Genomic DNA, 22,633 nt, shown 5'->3' on the forward strand with positions numbered 1-22,633 from the left:
GGTACCTCACAGCTTTCCGGACTCGCCGCCGTCGATGACGAAGATCGACCCGGTGATGAAGTCGGAGCCCGGTGCGGCCAGCAGGCAGGCCAGCGGCACCAGTTCCGACACGTCTCCCATGCGCTTGGCCGGGATGCGGCGCACCCGGCGGTTCAGCAGGTCCGGCGACTCCAGCACCGCGCTCTGGGCGTCGGTGGCGAACGCGCCGGGGGCGATGCAGTTGACCTGGATGTTGTGGCGGGCCCACTCCGCGGCCAGTGACTCGGTGAAGCGCATCACCGCGCCCTTGGAGGTGGAGTAGCCGACCAGTCCGGGCTTGCCGCGCAGGCCGGTGGTCGAGGCGACGTTGATGATCTTGCCTCCGCCCTGGGCGATGAAGTGCCGTCCGGCGGCCTGGGCCAGCGCCATCGGGGCGACCACGTTCACCGCCAGGGTGGCGCGCCACTGCTCGACGGGCTCGGTGGTGAAGTCGGCGGCCGGGGCCACACCGGCGTTGTTGACCAGGATGTCGATCCGGCCGTGCCGCTCGACGACCTGGTCGACGAGTCCGGCCAGCGAGGCCTCGTCGCGCAGGTCGGCCGTTGCCGTGGAGATGCGCTCGGGGGCGGTGGCCGCCAGTTCGCGCAACTGGTCCTCGGAGCGGGCGGTGCCGACCACCAGCGCTCCGCGTTCGGCGTATCCGCGGGCGATCGCGGCTCCGATGCCCCGGCCCGCACCGGTGACGAGCGCGACCCTGCCTTCGAGTTCTCCCGCCATCAGGCCCACCCCCCAACGGGTCGCCGGGGCGGGGCCGTGGGGTACTGGTGGATCGGGGGTCGGTCGGACACCGGTGACCCTCCTACTCGTGGTTGACTGCTGCCGTACCTCTGCCGTTGGCTGGTGGGCGCCCTGGCAACGGTGCGCCCGGGGAAACCGCGTCGGCGTTCTGCCGCCGGAAGCCGCAATTATTTATTATAATGATTATGACGCCACTATGCCAGGGGGGTCAAGGCGGTTGACACGGGAGGTGTGATCGCCCGAACATTAATCATGAATATGATTATATGGTAAGTATGGGAGGTGCCATGGCAGGGGAAGACGTACTCGTCGAGCGGCGCGACCAGGTCGCCTGGATCCGGCTGAACCGCCCGGAGCGGTTCAACGCCTTCGACGGACCGATGGCGCGGGCCGCGGTCAGGGCGATCGAGGACTGCGTCGACAGCGGTGTGATCGTGATCACGGGCCAGGGGAGGGGGTTCTGCGCGGGCGGCTACCTGGCCACCATGGACGATCCCGACCCGCGCGAGGTGCGCGCCATGTACGAGGGGTCGCTCGCCCTGCTCGACGCGATCCGCACCTCCCCGCGCCCGGTCATCGCCGCGGTCAACGGCGCGGCGGCGGGCGGCGGCAACGAACTGGTCGTCGCCTGCGACCTGGCCGTCGCCTCGACGAGGGCCACGTTCGGCCAGACCGGTCCCCGGGTCGGCAGCGCCCCGGTCCTCGGCGGCACCAACATCATGCCGATCCAGATCGGGGAGAAGCGCGCCAAGGAGCTGTCCTTCCTCTGCCGCCGCTACACCGCGGCCCAGGCACTGGAGATGGGACTGGTCAACGCGGTCGCCGAACCCGAGGAGCTGGAGGCCACCGTCGAGGAGTGGGCGGCCGAACTCCTCGCGCTCAGCCCCCGCTACCTGGAGATCGCCAAGATCAGCTCCAACCTGTGGTGGAACAGCGCCCGCGACTCCTTCCGCTCCGGAATCGGCATGCTCGCCCAGGCCATCGGCAACCCCGACATGCTCGAAGGCGCCCGCGCCTTCGCCGAGAAGCGGCCGCCCCGTTTCGCCCCCCTCTTCACCAGCCCCGAGGAGAACTGATGCGCACCTACAAGGATCTCCGCCCCGCCTTTTCCGACCGTGCGGACTGGGCACTGCCCACGGTGCTGCGCAACCGCGCCGAGCGGGCACCCGAGGCCGTCTACCTCGACGCCCCGGAGGAGGGGCGGCGCTGGAGCTACGCCGAGACCCTCGCCACCGCCGAGAACGTCGGCCGCTCGCTGCTCGTCGACGGCGCCCCCGGAGACCGGGTGCTCATCATGGCCCGCAACTCCTCGGCGTTCGTCTTCACCTGGCTGGGCAGCGCCATGGCGGGCATGGTCGAGGTCCCCATCAACACCGCCTACAAGGGCGACTTCCTCACCCACCAGGTGCGCACCTCGCGGCCGCGCTGGGCGGTCATCGACGCCGAGCACGCCGAGCGCTTCGTCGAGGTGGCCTCCGAGTGCTCCGACATCGAGCGCTTCTGGGTGGTCGACAACGGCGACGTCGACGGGGCGATCGCCGCGCTGCGCGGGGCGGGCTGGCGGGCCGACCGCTGGGAGGAGCTGACCGCCGAGCGCGAGGGCGAGTTGCCCGAGGTCTCGCCGCGCTCCCTGGCCTCCATCTTCTTCACCTCCGGCACCACCGGCCCCTCCAAGGGCGTGGCGATGCCGCACGCGCAGATGTTCTTCTTCTCCGCCGAGACCGCCTGCCTGACCCGGCTCACCGACGCCGACACGGCCATGGCGGTCACCCCGCTGTTCCACGGCAACGCCCAGTTCATGTCGGCCTACCCGGCGCTGCTGAGCGGCGCCCGGTTCGTCCTGCGCAGCCGGTTCAGCGCCAGCCGGTGGATCGACCAGATCCGGGAGTCGCAGGTCACGGTCACCAACTTCATCGGCGTGATGATGGACTTCGTCCACAAGCAGCCGCGCCGTCCCGACGACGCCGACAACCCGCTGCGCTGCATCTTCGCCGCCCCCACCGCCTCCTCCATCCTCGCCGACTTCAGGGACCGGTTCGGCGTCGAGGCGTTCGTCGAGGTCTTCGGCCTCACCGAGACCTCCGCGCCGATCCTGTCGCCCTACGGCGAGGACCGCCCCGCGGGCGCGGCCGGACTCGCCGCCGACGACTGGTTCGACGTGCGCCTGGTCGACCCCGACACCGACGAGGAGGTCCCGGTCGGCGAGGTCGGCGAGCTGGTCGTGCGCTCCAGGGTCCCGTGGATCACCAGCATGGGCTACTACGGGATGCCCGAGAAGACCGCCGAGGCGTGGCGCAACCTGTGGTTCCACACCGGCGACGCGCTGCGCCGCGACGCCGACGGGTGGTACTACTTCGTCGACCGCTACAAGGACGCGCTGCGCCGCCGCGGCGAGAACATCAGCTCCTACGAGGTGGAGCAGGCGATCCTCAGCCACGACTCGGTGGTGGAGTGCGCGGTCATCGCGGTGCCCGCCGAGGTCGACGCGGGTGAGGACGAGGTCATGGCCTGCGTGGTCGTGCGCGAGCCGGTCGAGGCCGAGGAGCTGTGGAAGTGGTGCGACACCCGCCTTCCGGCCTTCGCCGTCCCGCGTTTCCTGCGCGTCATGGAGACCCTGCCCAAGACCCCCTCGGAGAAGGTGCAGAAGGCACGGCTGCGCGAGGACGGCGTCACCGGCGACACCCACGACCGGCTGGCCGGTCAGCGGCGCTGAGTCCGCGGGGCCGGCCACCGCGCGGCGACCGGCCCCTCCCCGGGGTGCGGCGTCCGGCGCCGCTGAACGGACGCCGCACGCCTGCTTTCCCCGGGCCGTCCCCGGAGGGGCAAGGCCACAGGACCGGTGCCGGGAAGTGGGGGAGGGGCGCGGTGTTCCAGGCAGGCGTCCGGGGCGGCCCGCCACGGGTGCCGGGGGATGCCCTGCCCGCCTGACTTCCCGGCATTGGTCCTGTGGCCTCAGTCCCGGAAGAGGGTTTCAGGTGGCCTCGGTCCTACGCACGGTCGAGGCCCGGACTCCCGGCGGATTCAAGGGGTCCTCGCAACACCTCGTTGACCGAACGGGTTTGGGCAGAACGCTCGGCTGGGAAACCCCAGCCGAGCGTTCTGCGTGGCCGGGCGTCGACCGTGCGCGGTGGGGAAGGGTCAGCGGAACGCGGGCAGCACCTCGTTCCTGAACAGTTCCAGCGTCGCCAGAACCTGCTCCTGGGGGGTGTCGTACCACTGCGCCCGCAGCACGATGTAGGTCAGGCCCTGCCGCTCCAGGTCCTTGAGCGCGCGGACGGCGCCTTCGGGGTCGGTGAACAGGTAGGAGGAGTCGGCGACCTCCGCGGCGGCCTGCTCCGTGGCCAGGTGGCGGTAGTTGTCGCCCTTCTCCGGCGCGTTGAACTCCGCGTACTTGCGGGTGAGCGCGCCGCGGTAGCGGATGCCCAGTGCGCGGGCGCGGTCGGCGTCGTGGTCGAGCAGGAGCTCCCTGCGCACCACGAGTTCGGAGGGGCCGCGGCCCAGGCGCTCGCGCTCGGCCTGGTAGTGGCCCAGGACGACCTCCAGCTTCTCCGGGGTGACGTGCGGCGGGACGATCCAGGCGTCGCCCAGGCGCGCGGCGCGCTGGGCGCCCTTCTTGTGCGGGCCGGCGCCGATCCAGATCTGCGGGCCGCCCGGCTGGACCGGCCTGAGGCTGATGTGCTGGTCGCGGACGGAGTAGTGGGAGCCCTCGAAGGTGACCCGCTCGCCCGACCACAGTTGGCGGATCAGCGAGACGCTCTCCTCGAAGCGCCCGACGCGCTGGTCCATCGGGACGCCGAAGGAGTCGAACTCGTTCTCCCGGTAGCCCATGCCGAATCCGGCGACGGCGCGGCCGCCCGTGATGTGGTCGAGGGTCGCGAAGTCCTCGGCGACCTGGACCGGGTGGTGCAGGGGCAGGATGAACATGTTGGTGCCCAGCGTCATCTCACCGGCGTCCTGGGCCAGCGCGGACAGGATCGGCACCGGCTGGAGCGTGGGCATGTTTCCGAGGTAGTGCTGCAGCACCCAGACGGAGGAGATCCCCGCGTCACGGGCGGCCCGGACCTGTTCCCGCATGGCCGCGACGCGGTCCGCCGGGACCGCGTCCGGGGGGAAGTCGTTCATGATTGCGAGACCGAACTTCAGCGGCACGAAGCGCACCCCACTCATTCGCTGTTATTGATGATAATGAACAGTATTCTACCCGTCGCCGGGGGGCAACGGCCGAGAGGTGTGCCGAAGTCCCGGGGCTTGAGGGGTGGTCTTTAACTATGCTAATGATTGTTTTGATAGGTGCGACACGGCTCACAGTCTCCCAGGACGGCACGGCATGGCTCTCGACCTCAAACCGCTGATCAACCCGGACTCGGTCGCCATCATCGGCGCCTCGCCCAACCAGGCGGGGCACGCCGGGCGCTGCCTGGCCAACCTGGAACGCACCGGCTTTTCCGGCCGGATCTACCCGGTCAACCCCAAGTACGACCGCATCGGCGACCACCCCTGCCACCCCTCGGCCCGCGACCTGCCCGAACAGGTGGACGCGGCCTACCTGCTCGTCCCGGCCCGCGCCGTGGAGAGCGCGCTGGAGGACTGCCTGGACCGCGGGGTCCGCACGGTCACGATCTGTTCGGCGGGTTACGCCGAACTCGGCGAGGAGGGCGCCGAACGCCAGCGCCGTCTGGTGGAGCGCGCCCGTGAGCGGGGGGTCCGCCTGCTCGGCCCCAACTGCATCGGCGTGCTCAACCCGGTCGACTCCTACGTCGGCTGCCCGACCTTCAACATCACCTACTCCCACACTCCCGGCTCGATCGCCCTGCTCAGCCAGAGCGGCGGCATGGCCGCCGCGCTGTTCAACCGGGCCCAGGGGCGCTCGATCGGCATCCGGGCGATGGTCAGCCTCGGCAACGAGGCCGACATCCGGATGGGAGAACTCCTGGACGCCTTCGTCGCCGACCCCCGGACCGAGGTGATCGCGCTCTACGTCGAGCAGCTGCGCGACGCCGAGCACTTCGCCGCCGCGGCCGAACGCGCCCGCGCGGCGGGCAAGCCGATCGTCCTGCTCAAGGTCGGCGGCTCGGAGGCCGGGCGGCGCACCGTCCTCGGCCACACCGGCGCGATGGCGGGAGAGCAGGCGGTGTTCTCCGACATGATGCGCCACCTGGGCGTGGTGGAGGTCGCCACCGTCGACGAACTCCTCAACACCGCCTACGCGCTGAGCCGCCTGCCGCTGCCGACCGGCCCCCGCCTCGGCGCGCTGAGCCCCTCGGGCGGCGAGTGCGGCTACGTGGCCGACCGCGCCAGCGCGCACGGACTGCGGATGCCCCTGCCGACCCCCGACACCCTCGACGCCCTCACCGAGAAGCTGAAGCTGGCACTGCCCGGCAACCCCCTCGACACCACCGGACAGGTCATCGGGGACGGCGCGCTGCTCAGCGAGGTCATGCGGATCTTCACCGGTGACCCGAACCTGGACATGGTCGTCATGGGCATCCCCACCTGGGGCCCCTACGACTCCGAGGCGCTGCTGCCGCGCATCGTCGAGGCGGTCAAGGCCTGCGGCAAACCCGCCGTGATCTCCGCCTGGACCGCCCGCGACCTCACCGAACGCGCCGAGGAACTGCTGCGCGAGTCCGGGGTGTGCTGGTTCACCGGCTCCGACGACGCCGTGGCCGCGCTGGCCAACCTGTGGCGCCACGCCGAACTCGCCCGGGTCCCCGCCGCCGAACGCCCCGACCCCGTCGCGCTGCCGCGCCCCGCCGCCGACGCGCTCAACGAGCACGCCGCCAAGCGGCTGCTCGCCGAGGGCGGGGTGCCCGTCGCCGCCGAGACCCTCGCCGCCGACGCCGACGCCGCGCTGCGCGCCGCCCGGGAGATCGACGGACCGCTCGTCGTCAAACTCGTCGCCGCCGGTATCACCCACAAGTCCGAACTGGGCCTGGTGCGCCTGCTCGACACGGTGGAGGAGGCCGAGGTGGCGATCGCCGAACTGGTCCGCACCGCCGAGGAGGAGAACCTGGACGTCGAGGGCTACCTCGTCGCCGAACGGCTGTCGGGAACCGAGATCATCCTCGGCGCGGTCCGCGACGGCACCTTCGGCCCGGTCCTGATGGTCGGCGCGGGCGGAATCCTCGCCGAGCACTTCGCCGACCGGGTCTTCCTGCCCTGCCCCGCCGCACCCGAACAGGTCCGCGCCGCCGTGGAACGGCTGGCGGTCCACCCCGTGCTCGCGGGCGCCCGCGGCCGCCACCACGACGTGGACGCGCTGGTGGACGCCGCGGTCGCGCTCTCCCGTGTCTTCGCCGGAAGCCCGTGGATGACCGAGGTCGACCTCAACCCGGTCATCGTCGGCCTCCGTGGACGGGGCGCGGCCGCGGTGGACGCCGTCGTCGGCGTCGCCCCGCGGGCCTGAGGCCGCCCGGCCCCGCCGAGGAGGTCACCGCCGCACCGAGGACAACCGAGGCACGCCTGTCCCGCTCGGAGGAGAGCCAGGGACATCCGCGCACCCCCGTCGAGACCACGAGTAAGGAAGCACGATGCGGAGTACGGAGAACCAGCGGCAGAGCGTGCCCGCCGGAGGCGGCACGGCCTTCCCCCACCTGTTCGCCCCCACCCGGATCGGTCCGATGAGGCTGCGCAACCGGGTGATGGCCCCGCCGCACTCCTCCGCGATCGGCAACCTGTGGGGAACGGAGGAGGAGGCCGAGCGCAACTTCGCCTACTGGCGCTCGCGCGTCAGCGACGGCGGCCCCGCCTGGGTCGGGGGCGTCACCGGACGGGTCCGCAACAGGCTGATCCCCGGGTTCGAGCCGCACGGCTACGGCGCGGAGACCACCGGCTACTTCCGCCAGCCCTTCTACGTGGAGCGCGTCGGACGGTTCGTCGAGGAGATGCACTCCGCCGGGGCGGTCGTCACCACCCAGTTGACCCTGCTCGGCGGGGTGCCGCACGCCCCGTCGACGCGGCGCAGCTCCACGCTGTACAACTTCCGCCCGCACGTGCTCAACACCGACGAGATCGCCGAGTTCGTCGAGGAGTACCGCTTCTCCGCCGCCCAGGCGCGCCGGGCCGGACTCGACGGCATCGAACTGCACCTCAACCACGACGACATGCTGGAGTGGTTCCTGTCGCCGATGACCAACCAGCGCGACGACGCCTACGGCGGCTCGCTGGAGAACCGGGCGCGCTTCGCGGTCGAGGTGCTCACCGCGGTCCGCGAGGAGATCGGCGACTCCATGGCGCTGGGCGTGCGCTTCAACCTGCGCGAGGAGGAGCCCGGCGGCTACACCGCCGCCGACGGCGTCGAGATCGCCCAGTACCTGGAGTCCACCGGCCTGGTCGACTTCCTGCACGCCGTCATCGGCAGCCCGTGGGGCGATCCCAGCTACATCCAGCCCTACTTCTACAGGCCCGCGCAGTGGGCCGACCTCGCCGGTGAGCTCCGGCGGGCGGTGTCGCTGCCGGTCGTCCACACCGGCAGGATCAACAGCGTCCAGGTTGCCGAACAGGTGCTCGCCGACGGCAACGCCGACGTCGTGGGCATGGCCCGGGCGCTGATCGCCGACGGCGACATCCTCGGCAAGGCGCGCGGGGGCCGCCTCGGCGACATCCGGCCGTGCGTCGGCGGCAACGACTGCATCAGCCGCCGCTACGTGGAGAAACTGCCGTTCGGCTGCGCGGTGAACCCGCACACGGGCAACGAGGTGGAGGGGCCGTGGCGGAGGGCGGCCCACCCCCGCCGGGTGCTGGTCGTCGGCGGCGGCCCCGCGGGCATGGAACTGGCGGCCCTCACCGCCAAGAGCGGCCACACCGTGGAGCTGTGGGAGGCCACCGACCGGTTGGGCGGTCAGTTGCGCGCGGCGGTCAACGCGCCGTTCCAGGAGCAGATGGGCCGCTACCTGGAGTGGCAGGAGCGCCGCCTGGCGAACGCGGGCGTGAGGGTCGTGCTCGACGAGCGCGCCACCGCCGACAGCGTCCTCGCCGCGGACTTCGACGTGGTCGCGGTCGCCACGGGCGCCACCCCCCGGCGGCCCGCCGAGATCGAGGGTGTCGACCAGGACCACTTCGTCCACGACATCCGCGACGTGCTGCACGGGACGGTGGCGGTCGGCCGGGCGGTCCTGGTGGTCGCCCAGGACGACCACCTGCCGCCGCTGATGGTCGCCGACCACCTCAGCGAGCGCGGGCACGACGTGACGGTTGTCTACCCCACGGCCGGTCCCGCCCCGCTGCTGGGCCGCTACATCCTGGGCGGCATGCTGGGACGGCTGTCCGCCCGGGGGGTGGTCTTCCGCTTCATGGAGGACGTCGTCGGCATCGGGGAGGAGCGGATCCGGCTGCGCCACACCTACTCCCACCGGGAGAGCGAACTCGGCGCCTTCGACTCGGTGGTGCTGGCCTGCGGCGGCGACGCCGACTCCGCGCTCTACGACGACCTGCGGGGACGGGTCTCGGACCTGCACGTCCTCGGCGACGCCTTCGCCCCCCGGCGCCTGGTGGCCGCCACCCGCCAGGCCTACGCGCTGGCCGGGGAGCTGCGGAAGTAGCGGCCGGCCCGGACCGGCCCGCGGCGGACCCCACACCGGAAGCACCCCGGCCGTGCGGGGCCGCCGCCTCCTTCCCCGACCGGCAACAGCCCGGCGCGCGTTCCTCGCCGAAAAGACGGCGGATGCCGTCATGAGACGCTCGGAACGGAAGAGGAACTGCTCCGATCCGTCAGATCCGCTGCCTGACGAGGAGAACTTCTTCGGTTTCGCCGCGTACGCGCGGTTGCTCTCGGTAGTGTCGCGCGTATGCCCGCACAGAGGTGCCCGAGGAGGTGCGCCGGCGGGTGCTGGACTGCGCCGACCTGGACGTCCTCAACCGGTGGCTGGAGCGGGCCGTGACCGTCCCCACCGCCCACGACCTGTTCACCGACTGAGACACCGATGACGCTCCCGGGGACCGGCGGGCCACCCGGCCACCGGGAGCGGCCTCCTCGAGTGCCGCCGGCCGGAGGGCCGCTCCAGGCGGGTGGAGGTGAGCGGTTCAGGCCGTTCACCCGCGAGGGGCTGGAGGACGCCGCCCGGCAGTGGTCCGGGAGCCGCGGTCACGCTCAGCTTCGCGTGTGACCGCGGCGCGGGAAGAGGTTCCCCGGCGCCGAGTCACCGGACCGCCACCACGCGCAGCCTCCGGTAGTCCGCCCACCAGGAGCCGTCCCGGTACAGGGTCGGGCGCAGCCGCTCGGCGACCTCGGCCAGGAACGCGTCGGGGGCGGCGACGTCGGCCAGCAGGTGGGCGGCGAACATGCGCACCCAGTCGGCCAGGCCGTCCGGGCCGGTCAGCCGGGTGGGCCGGTCGAACAGCCAGGCGGCGCGCACCTCGAACCCGGCGCTCTCCAGCACGCGCGCGTACTCGGCGACGGTGGGGAAGTACCAGGGCGAGACGGGCCCGGGCAGGCCCCGCTCGGCGCGCAGGGCACGGACCGCCGAGTCGATGGCGGAGATGTTGCCCGCCCCGCCGAGTTCGGCCACCAGGCGTCCGCCGGGCCGCAGCGCGGCGTGCAGGGAGGCGGCGGCCCGGTCGGCCTCCGGGACCCAGTGCAGGACCGCGTTGCTCAGCACCGCGTCGAACTCCTCACGGAACGACAGGTCGCGCAGGTCGGCGACGCTGACCTCGATCTCGGGGAAGCGTGCGGCGGCCCGCTCGACCATCTCGGGGCTGGCGTCCACCCCGACCGCGCACACCCCTGCCCTGACCAGTTCCGCCACGTGGTCCCCCGTGCCGCATCCGGCGTCCAGGACCCGCTCCCCGGGGGAGGCGTCGAGCAGGTCGAGCAGGGCGGTGCCGTACTCGGCGACGAAGGAGTGTCGGGAGTCGTACAGTTCGGCGTTCCAGGTCTGCGAAGTCATGGTGTGACCCTACTAGTACGTCTCAAAATAAGAAACTTCGATCTCATATGTCGAGACATCGTGATGTGTGTGCAGTTCAGGGGTTTGTGCTCGTGTCCGCTTCATTGCGGCCGCTCGTGCTTCGCGGCCGGGGACGGTCGGTGCGTCCGCGCCGCACACCGCCCCGCTTCCCCGCCGCCGAACGCCCCGCGCCTCGCCGCGCTCGACCCCGCCCCGGTGAACGTCACCGAACTCCTCACCTGATTCGCCGCACGGTCCGGGGCGGGCGCCGTCCGCCGGGTGGGCCGGCCCCCGGCAACCGACAGTGATGGAGCACGATGGGCGGCGACGTCACCCTGATTCGCGGTCGGCCGCTCACCGACACGGTCGACCACGCCTACGCGGCAGCGGTCGAGGCGCCGGTACGCGCTGTGTGGACGGCGGGAGCCTGTCCCCTGGACGCCGAGGGCAACACGGCCGCGGTCGGCGACTACGCGGGCCGGGCGCACCAGGTGGTGCGCAACCTCGTCACCGCCCTCGACGGCGCGGGGGCCGGTCTGGGCGACGTCGTCAGGACCACCGTGTACGTCGCCACCGCCGAACAGGCCCACCTGGTGGAGGTCTGGAACGCCGTCCGCGAGTACATGGGCGAGCACGACGCCCCCGGCACCCCGCTCGGCGTCACCGTCCTCGGATACGACGACCAACTCGTCGAGGTCGAGGCCGTCGCCGTGACCTCCTGACCCCGGCCGGGACGGAGCGGCACTGGCACGCGTCGGCGCCTTCCTGGAATGCTGGGACCATGCGCGTGATCGTGGTGGGCGGAGGAATCGTCGGGGCCAGCGCGGCCTTCCACCTGGCACGGCGCGGTGTTGCGACCACGCTGGTCGACGCGGGCCACGTCGGCCGGGCCACATCGGCGGGCGCCGGGGTGGTCTTCCCCCGGCCGCTCCCGTGGGACCCCGAACCGCTGCGCGCGCTCACGCTGGCGGCGGCCGCGCACTACCCGGCCCTCATGACGGAGCTGGCCGAGGACGGCCATACCACCGGCTACCAGGCCGTGGAGGGGATGTCGGTGAGCGCCGGTGCGGCCACCGCCGACCGGGAGCACGCCCTGCTCGGACAGATGGCCGCCCAGCCCGGTTGCGCGGGCCTCGGAGGGGTGCGGCGACTCGCGCGGGGCGAGCCCGCGCGGCGGGTCCCCGTCCTGCCCGAGCACCTGGAGGGCGTGGCCTTCGGCGGCATGGCGCGACTGGACGGCCGCCTCGCCCGCAACGCGCTGGTCGACGCCGCCGAGGAGCGCGGCCTGCGCCGTGTCGGCGGCGACGCCGAACTCCTCGGCGACGGCACACGGATCACCGGGGTGCGTGCGGGCGGCGAGGACCTGTCCGCCGACGCCGTCGTCGTCGCGGCCGGGGCGTGGACGGCACGGCTGCTGGCCCCGTTCGGCGTGCGGGTGCCGGTGTTTCCGGTGCGCGGCCAGATCACGCACGTCGCGCTGCCCGAAACGAGCACCCGCGACTGGCCCGTGGTGCGCTTCGCCGACCATGACCGGTTCATGGTCGCGTTCCCACCGAACCGGATCGTGCTCAACGCCACCCACGAACCGGATGCGGGCTTCGACCACCGGGTGACGGTCGCGGGCCTGCGGCAGGTGCTCGCCGATGCCGTCGAGACGGCTCCGGGGCTGGCTGAGGCGACCGTGCTGGAGACCCGGGTCGGCTTCCGCCCGGGCAGTCGGGACGGCCTGCCGATCCTCGGCCCGGTGGAGTCGCTGCCGGGGGTGGTCGTCGCCACCGGCCTGGGCCCGTCCGGACTCACGCTCGGCCCCCACCAGGGCGCACTCGCCGCCCGCCTGGCCATGGGAGAGGCGGTCGGCATCGATCTGGACCCGTTCCGCCCGGACCGGGACACCGGGCGGTCGTGACGGCCGGGCTGGGGACCGCGGGCGCCGCGGAGGCCGCCGTGCCACGGTCCGGACGGTCACTTCGAAAAGCAGGCCGCTGCGGTCCGCGACGAGTCGACGGCGCAGTGCGGACGCGGTCAGCTCCGCTCCTCGGCCGCTTCGGCGTCGGCGATCCTCCCGCGCAGCATGAGGCTCATCACCGCCATGAACCGGTGCGCCCGCCGCCGGCCGAGCACGAAGGGATTCGCCCCGTCGGGGTGGCTCCTGAGCTGCTCGGCGCGAGCGGTCGGCGAGGTACCGCGCGCCCCCGAAGTGGTCGTAGTGGCCGTGGGCGACAACAACGTGTTTGGTCGTTGCCGGATCGGCCCCCACCTCGCGCAGTCCGGGGACGATCACGTTCTCGGCGTCCTCGGCTGACCTGAGCGCGTCGATCAGCACGATCCCGTCGTCGGTCAGGACCGCCATGGCGTGGACGAAGCCCACGCTCAGCATCGCGAGGTCGTCGAACAGTCTCAGCGGTTCCGGCGCGGGCAGGTCGGGAAGGCCGCTGCCGGGGGTCAGTGCCGTGACGAGGGCCAGCAGGACCGGGTCCTCCCCGGCCAGCCTGCGGGCGCGGTCGTAGTGGGTCTGCCCGCCGGTTCCGGCGGCTGCGGCCGGAGCGGCACCGACCACGCCGGTACCGGCCGCGAGCCCGAGGGCGGCCAGTTGACCGAAGCGGCGTCGGGAGACAGGCGTGTCCGTGCCGTCGTGGCGGGACGAGGAGTTCACCGGGACCCTCCTGTCGACAGTTGCGTCTCATGTGCGGAGGGTGACCGGGTTGCACAAGCCCGTACGGCCGGAAACGACATCGCCCCCCGGTTCCTGATGCCGCGTACCCACTCCCGGTTCGCTGTGGACGCAACGCCACGCCGCACCGCCCACCGAGGCGCTCCCGCGACCGTGGGCGGGCCCGTCGGTGGGCTCAGGCCGTCCGCGACACGCGGTCGCCGTCCAGCAGCGCCGCGACCTCCCCGGGCGTCCACGCCCCGCGCGCTCCGGGACGGTCGGCGAGGTGGGAGGCGATCCGCCCGGCCGTCCAGCCGTGGGACTCGGCCAGCCCCGAAGCGATCGTGCGCAGGTAGGCGGCACTGGGCGGGACCGGCCGCACCGAGGCCATCGGCCACGGCGCGGCGAGGGTCACCATGGGGCGGCCGTCCAGGGCGCCCAGCACCACCAGCAGGTCGTAGCGTCCCGACCCCAGCCGCAGCCGTCCCCGTTCCAGCAGCGCGGCCACGTCCAGATCCGTCCCCGGCGTCCGGTACATCTCCTGCGCGGCGATGTCGCCGAACTGCGAGACGGTGACCAGGTGCGCGCGGGCGGGCGTCACCGCGGGCAGGTCGGGGTCGTACACCGCCAGCCCGCCGCCCCACATCGGCGACTCCAGCGCGAAGTACACCCCGCCCCTGATCCACACCGCGCGTCGCTTCGACGGCGGCGTGCGGTCGCGGCAGCCGGGGTTGACGCGCGTCCCGCCGGGAGGACAGCCACCCAGGAGGTAGTGGTCGAGCCGGTGCGCGGCCATGTTCGCTCCGTAGCTGACGTACCAGACGAGGCCGGGGAGCACGGTCACGCCGCCGAGGACGCCAGGAGCCGCTCGAAGCAGACGCTCTCCTCGCAGTCCACGTAGTGCCCGAACCGGTCGATCCGCCGGTAGCCGCACCGCTCGTACAACCGCAGCGCCTCCGGTTGCTGGATGCCCGCCTCAAGGCGCATGCGGACCGCACCGCGGTTGACGGCCGCCTCCTCCAGCGCCCGCAGCAGGACCTCGCCGATCCGGCGCCCCCGCCAGGCGGGCGTGACGTACATGCGTTTGATCTCGTAGGTCGTCTCGTCCAGGCGGCGCAGCCCGCCGCATCCCACCGACACGGCGGTCTCGGCGTCGCGGGCCAGCAGGAACACGTCCATGTCCGCGGCCGAGGGCTTGGGGCCGCGTTCGAGGTCGATTCCGTACCGTCTGATGATCTCCGCTTCCTGCTCCTGGCGCAGTTTCACGCCGACGGGGTCGTCCCAGCTTGTGGCTTCCACGATCACTCCCACGCGCAGCAGGCTACCCCGATCACCGGTGTGGGCTCCGTGGTTCGCGTCGATTGGACGTCACCGCTCGGTCACGCACCGGGACGGACGCGGCGGTGGCGGCCGGTGAAGTCGCAGGCGGGGCGGGCGCTAGGCGAGCGCGGGCAGGATCTCGGTGGCGTAGAACTCGAAGAACCCGTCCTGGTCGCGGCCGATGTTGCTGATGTAGACCTCGTCGACCCCGGCCTCGACGTACTCGGAGATCGCGGTGAGGTACTCGTCAGGGTCGGGGCCGCACGGCATCTGCGCCGCCACCCGTTCGGTGGTGACCAGTTCGGCGAGCTGGGCGAAGTGCCGGGGCAGCGGCAGCAGTTGCGCGGCCTCCCCCGGCAGGGCGTCGTTGGGCCACCGCCTGCGGGCGTACTCCCGCGCCTCGTTCCGGTCGGGGCCCCAGCAGACCTTCAGGCCTGACTGGATCGGCTTGCCCGAGCCGCCGTGGTCGCGGAACTCCTCGATCACCGTCGGGGCGGTGCCCATGGTGATCAGGCCGTCGCCGATCCGCCCGGCCAGACGGGCCGATCCGGTGCCGAACGCCGAGACGAACACCGGGGGAGGCCGGTCGGGGAGGGTGTACAGCCGTGCGGTGTCGACCTGGTAGTGGCGGCCCCGGTGGCTGGTGAGGCGGCCGCTCCACAGTTCGCGGATGAGGCCCACGGCCTCCTCGAGCATCTCCCGGCGCTCCTCGGCGGACGGCCAGCGTTCGGCCACGACGTGCTCGTTGAGGGCCTCGCCGGTGCCCACGCCGAAGGTGAGGCCGCCGTGTAGCTGGCAGGCGGCGGTGGCGGCGGCCTGCGCGGTGATCACCGGGTGGATTCGCATGATGGGGCAGGTCACGGCGGTGGTCACGGGCAGCGAGGTGGCCTCGCCGAGCGCACCGATGACCGACCACACGAACGGGCTGTGGCCCTGTTCGTCCAGCCACGGGTGGAAGTGGTCGGAGATCCACAGAGCCGAGAATCCGGCCTCCTCGGCCCCGCGCGCCTGGCGGACGAGTTCGCGCGGCCCGTTCTCCTCGCTGGCCAGGAAGTATCCGAATCGTGTCATCGACGTCTCCTCTGCCGGCAGCCGTTCCCGGCTCCGCTAACCGGGGGCGGGAACGCTAATCCCGGGAGCTGTGGCATGCTGCGTGCGTGACCGCGGACACCGACGGGGCAGCCGAGTTCGAGACGCACCGGGGGCGGCTCTTCGCCATCGCCTACCGGATGCTGGGGTCGGCCGCAGAGGCCGAGGACGCGGTCCAGGACACCTACCTGCGCTGGCACGCCGCCGACCGCTCCGCCGTCGCCACCCCCGCGGCCTGGCTGACCCGGGTGCTCGCCAACCTGTGCGTCAACCGGCTGACCTCGGCCCGCGTCCGTCGGGAGCGCTATCCGGGGCCGTGGCTGCCCGAGCCCGTACTGACGGGAAGCGCGGCGGGTGAGGCGCCGCTGGGCCCCCTGGAGACCGCCGAGCAGCGCGACTCCGTCTCGTTCGCGCTGCTGACGCTGATGGAGCGGCTCACCCCCGTCGAACGAGCGGTGTTCGTGCTGCGCGAGGCGTTCGGGTACAGCCACCGCGAGGTCGCCGGAATCCTGGACACCACCGAGGAGTCCTCCCGGCAGGCGCACCGGCGGGCACGGCAGCGGCTCGCCGGGGAGCGGCGGTTCGAACCCTCGCCCCGGCACTGGCGGGAGACCGTGCACCGCTTTCTGGACGCCGCGCGCGGCGGCGACCTCGCGGAGTTGGAGAAGCTGCTGGCCGAGGACGTCGTGTTCTGGAGCGACGGGGGCGGCAGGGCCAGCGCGTCCCGGCGGCCCGTACCGGGCAGGGAGAAGGTGCTGCGGCTGCTCGGCGGGCTCCTGCGTCAGCTCACCCCCGAACACGAGTTGCGTGCGGTCGAGGTCAACGGTGCTCCGGCGGTTCTCGTGCTGCTGTCGGGGGAGCCGGTCTCGGTGCTCGTGCCCGAGGGGCGCGACGGCCGCGTCGCCGCGGTCCGCACCGTCGTCAACCCCGACAAGCTCGGTTTCCTCGCCGAGCAGCTCGCCCGCACCCCGCCGACGAAGATGTGATCCGAATCACCCATCCTTCCGCTCACGGTTGCCGCCACCACCCGGTTCAGGTCACGACGCCCCACACGGGGGCGGCGCACCGAAGGAAGGAGCCGGAATGGACAGGCACAGGGTCGTGATCGTCGGGGCGGGGTACGCGGGACTCACCGCGGCCCGGACGGTGGCCGCGCGCACGCGGTCCGACAGGGTCGAGGTCGTCCTCGTCAACGCACGGGACCACTTCGTCGAACGCGTCCGGCTGCACCAGGTCGCCTCAGGGCAGCCGGTCCCCGGACGCCCGCTGGCCGACCTGCTGGAGGGGACGGGGATCACGCTCGTCGTCGCACGGGTGGAGCGCATCGACACCGGAACGCGGACCGTCCACGCCGACGCCGCCGGACAGGCGATCACCGTCGGCTACGACACCCTTGTCCACGCCCTCGGCAGCGGTGCCGCCGACACCGCGGGCGTGCCCGGCGCCGCCGAGCACGCCCGCACCCTCGCCGACCTCGCCTCGGCGCGGGAGACCGCCGCCCTCCTCGCCTCCGAAGCGGCGACGGCCGAAAGGAGCGTCGTGGTCGTCGGCGGCGGGCTCACCGGGATCGAGGCGGCCGCGGAACTCGCCGAGACCCGCCCCGGCGCGCGGGTACGGCTCGTCACACGGGGCGAGGCCGGAACCGGGCTGTCCCCGCGCGGCCGACGGCACCTGCGCCGCACCCTCGACCGGCTCGGCGTGCGCCTGCACGAGCGCGTCGGCGTCACCGAGGTGCGCTCCGACGGAGTGCGGCTGGACGACGGCACCGTGCTGCACGCCGACGCCGTGGTGTGGAACACCGGCTTTCGCGTCCCCGACCTGGCACGCGAGGCGGGCATCACCGTGGACTCCCACGGCCGCGTCGTCGTCGACGCCACCCTGCGCTCCGTGTCCCACCCCGACGTCTACGCGGTCGGCGACGCCGCCCGGGCGCCCGGCCCGGGCGGACGGGAGTTGCGCATGGCCTGCGCCACCGGACTGCCCATGGGCGCAGCGGCGGGCCGTGCCGTCGCCGAGCGCCTGGCGGGACGGCCCGCGCCGCCGCTGCGCTTCCGGTACCGCATCCAGTGCGTGAGCCTGGGGCGGCGCGACGGACTCGTCCAGTTCGTCGGTGCCGACGACACCCCGCACGCGGCGGTGCTGACCGGACGGCCCGCCGCCCTGGTCAAGGAAGCCGTGGTGCGCGGCGCCGCGCTGTTCGCGCAGCGCCTGTCCGGTCTGCCCGCGCGCCGTCGGCGTCCGGTCACACACGGGAGGGGCGCGACCGCGGCGGTGTGAACGCTCCCACGCACCGTGTGTAAAAGCCGGACCCGCGGCTAGAGAGCCGGATACGCGGCACACGGGACGGGCGGTGGTCGCGGGCGGGACCGGTGGTTCGGCGGGGAACCCGCGGTGGGACGCCCGGCGAGGAGCAACGGTGGCGAGATCCGAAGCGGCGAGGGCTCCCAGCGGGGGCGAGGTGAGCATCGCCCACGTGGCGATGATCGCGGCGGCCGCGGCGATGGGCGGCTTCCTGTTCGGTTACGACAGCGCCGTCATCAACGGCGCGGTGAGCGCGGTCCAGGAGACCTTCCAGGTGGGGGCGACCGTGATCGGGTTCACGGTCGCCTCCGCCCTGCTCGGCTCCGCCGTGGGCGCCGCGATCGCGGGCGCGCTGGCCGACCGGCTGGGACGCATCAGGGTCATGCAGATCGCGGCGGTGCTGTTCGCCGCCAGCGCCGTCGGCTCGGCGCTGCCCTTCACCGTCTGGGACCTGGCCTGGTGGCGCGTGGTGGGCGGGGCGGCGATCGGTATCGCCTCGGTGATCGCCCCCACCTACATCGCCGAGGTGTCCCCGGCCGCCTACCGCGGGCGGCTCTCCTCGCTGCAGCAGTTGGCGATCGTCCTGGGGATCGCCACCTCCCAGTTGGTCAACTACGGGTTGGCCGCCGCGGCCGGAGGCAGTGCCCTGAACCCGCTCGGCCCGCTGCAGGCCTGGCAGTGGATGCTCGGCATCGAGACCGTGCCCGCGGCCCTGTACTTCCTGCTGTCCCTGGTCATTCCCGAGTCACCGCGCCACCTGGTGCGCGTGGGCCGCGCCGACCAGGCGCGCCGGGTGCTCGCCGAGGTCGAGGGCGGTGACGTGGACGGGCGCGTGGCCGAGATCCGCCGTGCCCTCGGGGCGGAGCGACGTCCCCACCTGCGGGACCTGCGCGGCCGCTACGGCCTGCTGGGCATCGTGTGGGTCGGCATGGCGCTGTCGGCGTTCCAGCAGCTGGTCGGCATCAACGTGATCTTCTACTACTCGGCGTCGCTGTGGCAGTCGGTGGGCATCGCCGAGACCGACTCACTGCTGCTGAGCCTGTTCACCTCCGTCGTCAACATCGTCGGCACCTTCATCGCGATCGCCCTGGTGGACCGCGTCGGCCGCAAACCGCTGCTGCTGGTCGGCTCGGCGGGCATGAGCGTGGCGCTGGGCGTGACCGCGTTCGCGTTCGACCACGCCCAGGGCAGCGGGGACGACGTGGTGCTGCCGCCGGAGTGGGCGCTGGTGGCGCTGCTGTCGGCCAGCACGTTCGTGCTGTTCTTCGCCCTGTCGTGGGGCGTGGTCACCTGGGTGCTGCTGGGCGAGATGTTCCCGCTGCGTATCCGTGCCGCCGCCATGGCCGTGGCCACGGCCACCCAGTGGATCGCCAACTGGCTGGTGACCGTCACCTTCCCGCCGCTGCGCGACTGGAGCCTGTCGGGCACCTACCTGGTCTACACGTCCTTCGCGCTGCTGTCCTTCGTGTTCGTGGCCAGATACATCAGGGAGACGAAGGGCCGGACCCTGGAGTCGATGGGAGAGCTCGCGGACTGAGTCCTCGGCCTTCCGCCCCTCCACGGCCACCGCCCCTGGTGGCGCCCGTGGTACGGGTGCGCCCCCGCGGGTCCTCGGACCCGCGGGGGCGCCTGCCGCGGAGGGCCGTGGCTAGTGGTTTCCGGCCAGTTCTCCGGTGAGGGTGCTGTGGATGCGGGCGCTGTGGGAGTTCAGACCGACGATCTCCACGGTCTTGCCGCGGTCGGCGTACTTGGTGGTGACCGCGTCGAGCGCCGCGACGGAGGAGGCGTCCCAGATGTGCGCCGCGCTCAGGTCGATGATGACGTGCTCGGGGTCGTTTCTGTAGTCGAACTGGTAGACGAGGTCGTTGCTGGAGGCGAAGAACAGCTCGCCGGTGACCACGTAGACGATGTGGCCGCCCTCGGGGTCGGGCACCGAGGAGACCTCGACCAGGTGGGCGACCCGGCGGGCGAAGATGACCATGGCGGTGATGACCCCGGCGACGACGCCGATGGCGAGGTTGTGGGTGACCACCACGATCACCACGGTGACCGTCATGACGGTGGTCTCGCCGATGGGCATCCGCCTGAGCGTCGCGGGGGCGACGGAGTGCCAGTCGAACGTCGAGACCGACACGATGATCATCACGGCGACCAGGGCGGCCATGGGGATCTGGGAGACCCAGGGGCCGAAGGCGATGCACAGGACCATCAGGAACACGCCGGCCAGGAACGTGGAGAAACGGGTCCGGGCCCCCGCGGTCTTGACGTTGATCATGGTCTGGCCGATCATCGCGCAGCCGCCCATGCCGCCGAAGCAGCCGGTGACGATGTTGGCGATGCCCTGGCCGATGGCCTCGCGGGTCTTGTTGGAGTGGGTGTCGGTGATGTCGTCCACCAGCTTGGCCGTCATCAGCGACTCCATCAGCCCGACCAGTGCGAACGCGAACGCGTAGGGGGCGATGAGGGTGAGGGTGTCCAGGGTGGGCGGCACGTCGGGCAGGCCCGGTGCGGGCAGGGAGGAGGGCAGGGCCCCCTTGTCGCCGACGGTCGGCACGGCCAGGCCCGCACCGATCGTCAACGCGGTCAGCGCGACGATGGACACCAGCGGGGCGGGCACGGCCCGGGTCAGCCTGGGGAAGAGGACCATGATGGCCAGCGCGCCCAGGACCAGGGGGTAGACGGTCCACGGAACGTCGCGCAGTTCGGGGACCTGGGCCATGAAGATCAGGATCGCCAGGGCGTTGACGAAGCCGACCATGACCGAGCGGGGGACGAACCGCATCAGCTTCGCCACTCCGAGCGAGCCGAGGAGGACCTGGAAGACCCCGCCCAGGATGACCGCGGCGACGAGGTGGCCCAGCCCGTACTCGCGCGCCAGTGGCGCCACGACCAGGGCCATCGCGCCGGTGGCCGCGGAGATCATCGCCGAGCGGCCGCCGACGACGGAGATGACCACGGCCATGGTGAAGGAGGCGAACAGGCCGACGCTGGGGTCGACTCCGGCGATGATCGAGAACGAGATCGCCTCGGGGATCAGCGCGAGCGCGACGACCAGGCCCGCCAGAATCTCGGTGCGTACCGTGGACAACGGGGGGAGGGGGAGTCGGCGGCGCGGCCGGACCGTTCGTAGGAGGTTCAAGAAACGCCAATCTAGTGCTGGGCAGCCCGAACGAGGGCGGCCTGAGCGGCCGGGGCTTCGGGAGGGGTACTGGAGGTCGGGGGCGTGTGCTCACCACTGCGGTGGTCGGTGCGGAAAGCCTCTCCAGTGGAGACCGTCCTGCCGGACGGAAGTCGTGCGGTGACCTTTCGGGAATCCGGGCGCGAGCGGCGTCGGTCGGCAGCCGCGGAATCGTCGACCGCCGGAAGCGGTCTCCGGCGGTTGGTACCTCCGGAATCCTACCCTTACGTCACTGTCTGGATGGCTCCGAACGCATGAGAGTGTCCTCACAGACCCTGGTGAGGAAGGAAACCGTCGGGCAGGTGCCCGGTCTCCGACCGCCCGACGGTTCCCGTGCGGCGTCAGCCGGGCCGCCCCGAGCGGTCCGTGGCCGCGGTCAGGAGGTGCCCCGGCGGACAGCACGAAGAGCGCGACGAGTACGGGCAGCGCTCCCAGCGCCAGGACGGCGGGCTGGTAGGACCCGGACACCCCGTATCCGGCCGACAGCAGGAGCGGCCCCAGGACGGTGGAGCCCACGGCGACGGACCGGGTCAGACCGCGCAGCGAGCCCAGCGCGGCCGCCCGTGGTAGTGGGGGAGTGCGGCGGTGTGCACGGCACGTGTCGCCGCGGCCGCCGCGCCCAACGTGACTCCGTAGGCGGTGGCGGTGACTCCCGGCGGCACGAGCGGCAGCGGCGCGAGGCCGCCCGCGTGTGCGGCCATCGTCACGCAGACGAGCAGTTTGGGGGAGAAGCGGTCGGTGGCCGAGCCGAACAGCAGGGAGGCGGCCAGCCCCGCGAGGGCCTGCGGCAGGAAGTCGGCGGCGGCTTGGGCCGGAGTGAGTCCCTGCCAGCCCAGGACCGGGGCCCCGCCGGGAGCAGACGGCCTCCCCCGCGTGCCCGCCGGAGCGTCCCGGGTCTCTCCGCTCCTCCCCGGGGCCGCCCTCTCCGGGAACCTACTCTAACGTTAGAGATGGTTTGTTCTCCGTTCATGTCCGGCGGATCGCCCGCCGGACGGAGGAAGCGCCCGAACGGGAAGGAGAGGGCTCATGCCCCGACAGCTGACCTGCCCCGAGTGCGGGGAGACCGAGGAGCTCACCGGGCGGCGCACCGACGAGGGCATCGAGGTGTCCTGCGACAGGTGCGGGGCGCGGTGGCCGCGCGACACCCCCTACTCGTGTGCCACCTGCGGTGGTCAGGACATCCACATGCGGGCCCAGGCCCTCACCCAGTACTCCCGGGGGACGCAGTTGTCCATCGTGGGCCTGCACCACGTCCCGCTGTGCGCCGTGTGCGACGCCGAGATGCTCGAACGCGCCAACCAGCACAAGCCGGTCCCCGGCCGCTACGAGCCCGCCGCCGTCCACAGGCGCGAGGACGGCGACGGCGGCGCGGCGTCGGAGTCCCTCATCCTGCCCCGGTGACCCCGGGCGGGCGCGGCACGCGGAGAACGGGTT

18 protein-coding genes and 1 pseudogene are annotated in these 22,633 nt (G+C 72.5%); 10 read left to right on the forward strand and 9 right to left on the reverse strand.

The features are described from left to right. Nucleotides 1-6: 6 nt before the first annotated feature. Nucleotides 7-756 carry an SDR family NAD(P)-dependent oxidoreductase gene (locus tag NI17_RS06900; protein WP_068692916.1) on the reverse strand — a complete coding sequence of 250 codons (750 nt, stop codon included), beginning with the start codon at nt 754-756 and terminating at the stop codon, nt 7-9. Nucleotides 757-1,064: 308 nt separating this feature from the next. On the opposite strand from NI17_RS06900, the gene NI17_RS06905 reads away from it, so the two are divergent. Both NI17_RS06905 and NI17_RS06910 read left to right on the forward strand, forming a co-directional pair. Next, on the forward strand, nt 1,065-1,853 hold the full coding sequence (locus NI17_RS06905; RefSeq protein ID WP_068692917.1) for an enoyl-CoA hydratase/isomerase family protein: 789 nt from the start codon (nt 1,065-1,067) through the stop codon (nt 1,851-1,853). Next, entirely contained in the window at nt 1,853-3,490 is a 1,638-nt protein-coding gene (locus tag NI17_RS06910) for an ATP-dependent acyl-CoA ligase (protein WP_068692918.1), read from the forward strand. Before NI17_RS06905 ends, NI17_RS06910 begins: the two co-directional genes overlap by 1 nt. Nucleotides 3,491-3,915: 425 nt before the next feature. On the opposite strand, the gene NI17_RS06915 is transcribed toward NI17_RS06910, so the two are convergent. Then, nucleotides 3,916-4,944, reverse strand: a complete 1,029-nt coding sequence (locus tag NI17_RS06915) for an LLM class flavin-dependent oxidoreductase (RefSeq protein WP_234402052.1) — start codon at nt 4,942-4,944, stop codon at nt 3,916-3,918. 160 nt (nt 4,945-5,104) lie between these two features. Between NI17_RS06915 and NI17_RS06920 the strand changes: the two genes are divergently transcribed. Together NI17_RS06920 and NI17_RS06925 are read left to right on the forward strand one after the other, a co-directional pair. Continuing rightward, nucleotides 5,105-7,183, forward strand: coding sequence for an acetate--CoA ligase family protein (locus NI17_RS06920; protein WP_243597645.1), 2,079 nt, complete (start codon nt 5,105-5,107; stop codon nt 7,181-7,183). Between the two features lie 124 nt (nt 7,184-7,307). Next, on the forward strand, nt 7,308-9,317 hold the full coding sequence (locus NI17_RS06925; protein WP_068692919.1) for an oxidoreductase: 2,010 nt from the start codon (nt 7,308-7,310) through the stop codon (nt 9,315-9,317). A gap of 597 nt (nt 9,318-9,914) precedes the next feature. Here the strand turns inward: NI17_RS06925 and NI17_RS06930 are convergent. Beyond that, nucleotides 9,915-10,661: a class I SAM-dependent methyltransferase gene (locus NI17_RS06930; protein ID WP_068692920.1), complete on the reverse strand. Its 747-nt coding sequence runs from the start codon at nt 10,659-10,661 to the stop codon at nt 9,915-9,917. 317 nt (nt 10,662-10,978) lie between these two features. Between NI17_RS06930 and NI17_RS06935 the strand changes: the two genes are divergently transcribed. After that, on the forward strand, nt 10,979-11,383 hold the full coding sequence (locus NI17_RS06935; protein ID WP_068692921.1) for a RidA family protein: 405 nt from the start codon (nt 10,979-10,981) through the stop codon (nt 11,381-11,383). A 59-nt stretch (nt 11,384-11,442) separates the two neighbouring features. Next, a complete protein-coding gene (locus NI17_RS06940) occupies nt 11,443-12,567 on the forward strand; it encodes an NAD(P)/FAD-dependent oxidoreductase (protein ID WP_068692922.1) in 1,125 nt (374 codons plus the stop codon). A 219-nt stretch (nt 12,568-12,786) separates the two neighbouring features. Here the strand turns inward: NI17_RS06940 and NI17_RS06945 are convergent. The 4 genes and pseudogenes from NI17_RS06945 to NI17_RS06960 all read right to left on the reverse strand — a co-directional run. Next, nucleotides 12,787-13,038, reverse strand: a pseudogene (locus NI17_RS06945) (MBL fold metallo-hydrolase); the annotation flags it as partial. A gap of 469 nt (nt 13,039-13,507) precedes the next feature. Then, nucleotides 13,508-14,155: a histone deacetylase gene (locus NI17_RS06950; RefSeq protein ID WP_234402054.1), complete on the reverse strand. Its 648-nt coding sequence runs from the start codon at nt 14,153-14,155 to the stop codon at nt 13,508-13,510. Further along, nucleotides 14,152-14,610 carry a GNAT family N-acetyltransferase gene (locus tag NI17_RS06955; RefSeq protein ID WP_455569272.1) on the reverse strand — a complete coding sequence of 153 codons (459 nt, stop codon included), beginning with the start codon at nt 14,608-14,610 and terminating at the stop codon, nt 14,152-14,154. Before NI17_RS06955 ends, NI17_RS06950 begins: the two co-directional genes overlap by 4 nt. Before the next feature lie 138 nt (nt 14,611-14,748). Continuing rightward, nucleotides 14,749-15,702 carry a TIGR03557 family F420-dependent LLM class oxidoreductase gene (locus NI17_RS06960; RefSeq protein ID WP_068692925.1) on the reverse strand — a complete coding sequence of 318 codons (954 nt, stop codon included), beginning with the start codon at nt 15,700-15,702 and terminating at the stop codon, nt 14,749-14,751. An 86-nt stretch (nt 15,703-15,788) separates the two neighbouring features. On the opposite strand from NI17_RS06960, the gene NI17_RS06965 reads away from it, so the two are divergent. The 3 genes from NI17_RS06965 (at nt 15,789) to NI17_RS06975 (ending at nt 19,558) form a co-directional block, all read left to right on the forward strand. Beyond that, a complete protein-coding gene (locus NI17_RS06965) occupies nt 15,789-16,706 on the forward strand; it encodes an RNA polymerase sigma-70 factor (RefSeq protein ID WP_068692926.1) in 918 nt (305 codons plus the stop codon). A 97-nt stretch (nt 16,707-16,803) separates the two neighbouring features. Continuing rightward, nucleotides 16,804-17,997 (forward strand): NAD(P)/FAD-dependent oxidoreductase, encoded by a 1,194-nt coding sequence (locus NI17_RS06970; protein ID WP_068692927.1) that lies wholly within the window; start codon nt 16,804-16,806, stop codon nt 17,995-17,997. Between the two features lie 139 nt (nt 17,998-18,136). Next, entirely contained in the window at nt 18,137-19,558 is a 1,422-nt protein-coding gene (locus NI17_RS06975; protein ID WP_068692928.1) for a sugar porter family MFS transporter, read from the forward strand. A 111-nt stretch (nt 19,559-19,669) separates the two neighbouring features. On the opposite strand, the gene NI17_RS06980 is transcribed toward NI17_RS06975, so the two are convergent. After that, the gene (locus tag NI17_RS06980) at nt 19,670-21,160 is read right to left on the reverse strand and encodes a SulP family inorganic anion transporter (RefSeq protein WP_068692929.1); all 1,491 of its coding nucleotides are present in this window, start codon (nt 21,158-21,160) and stop codon (nt 19,670-19,672) included. A 569-nt stretch (nt 21,161-21,729) separates the two neighbouring features. Beyond that, complete coding sequence (locus NI17_RS24530) at nt 21,730-21,906, reverse strand: hypothetical protein (RefSeq protein ID WP_157129773.1); 177 nt, start codon at nt 21,904-21,906, stop codon at nt 21,730-21,732. A gap of 319 nt (nt 21,907-22,225) precedes the next feature. On the opposite strand from NI17_RS24530, the gene NI17_RS06990 reads away from it, so the two are divergent. Continuing rightward, the gene (locus NI17_RS06990; RefSeq protein WP_068692930.1) at nt 22,226-22,600 is read left to right on the forward strand and encodes a hypothetical protein; all 375 of its coding nucleotides are present in this window, start codon (nt 22,226-22,228) and stop codon (nt 22,598-22,600) included. Nucleotides 22,601-22,633 lie beyond the last annotated feature (33 nt).

This window comes from Thermobifida halotolerans (assembly GCF_003574835.2).
GTDB lineage: Bacteria > Actinomycetota > Actinomycetes > Streptosporangiales > Streptosporangiaceae > Thermobifida > Thermobifida halotolerans.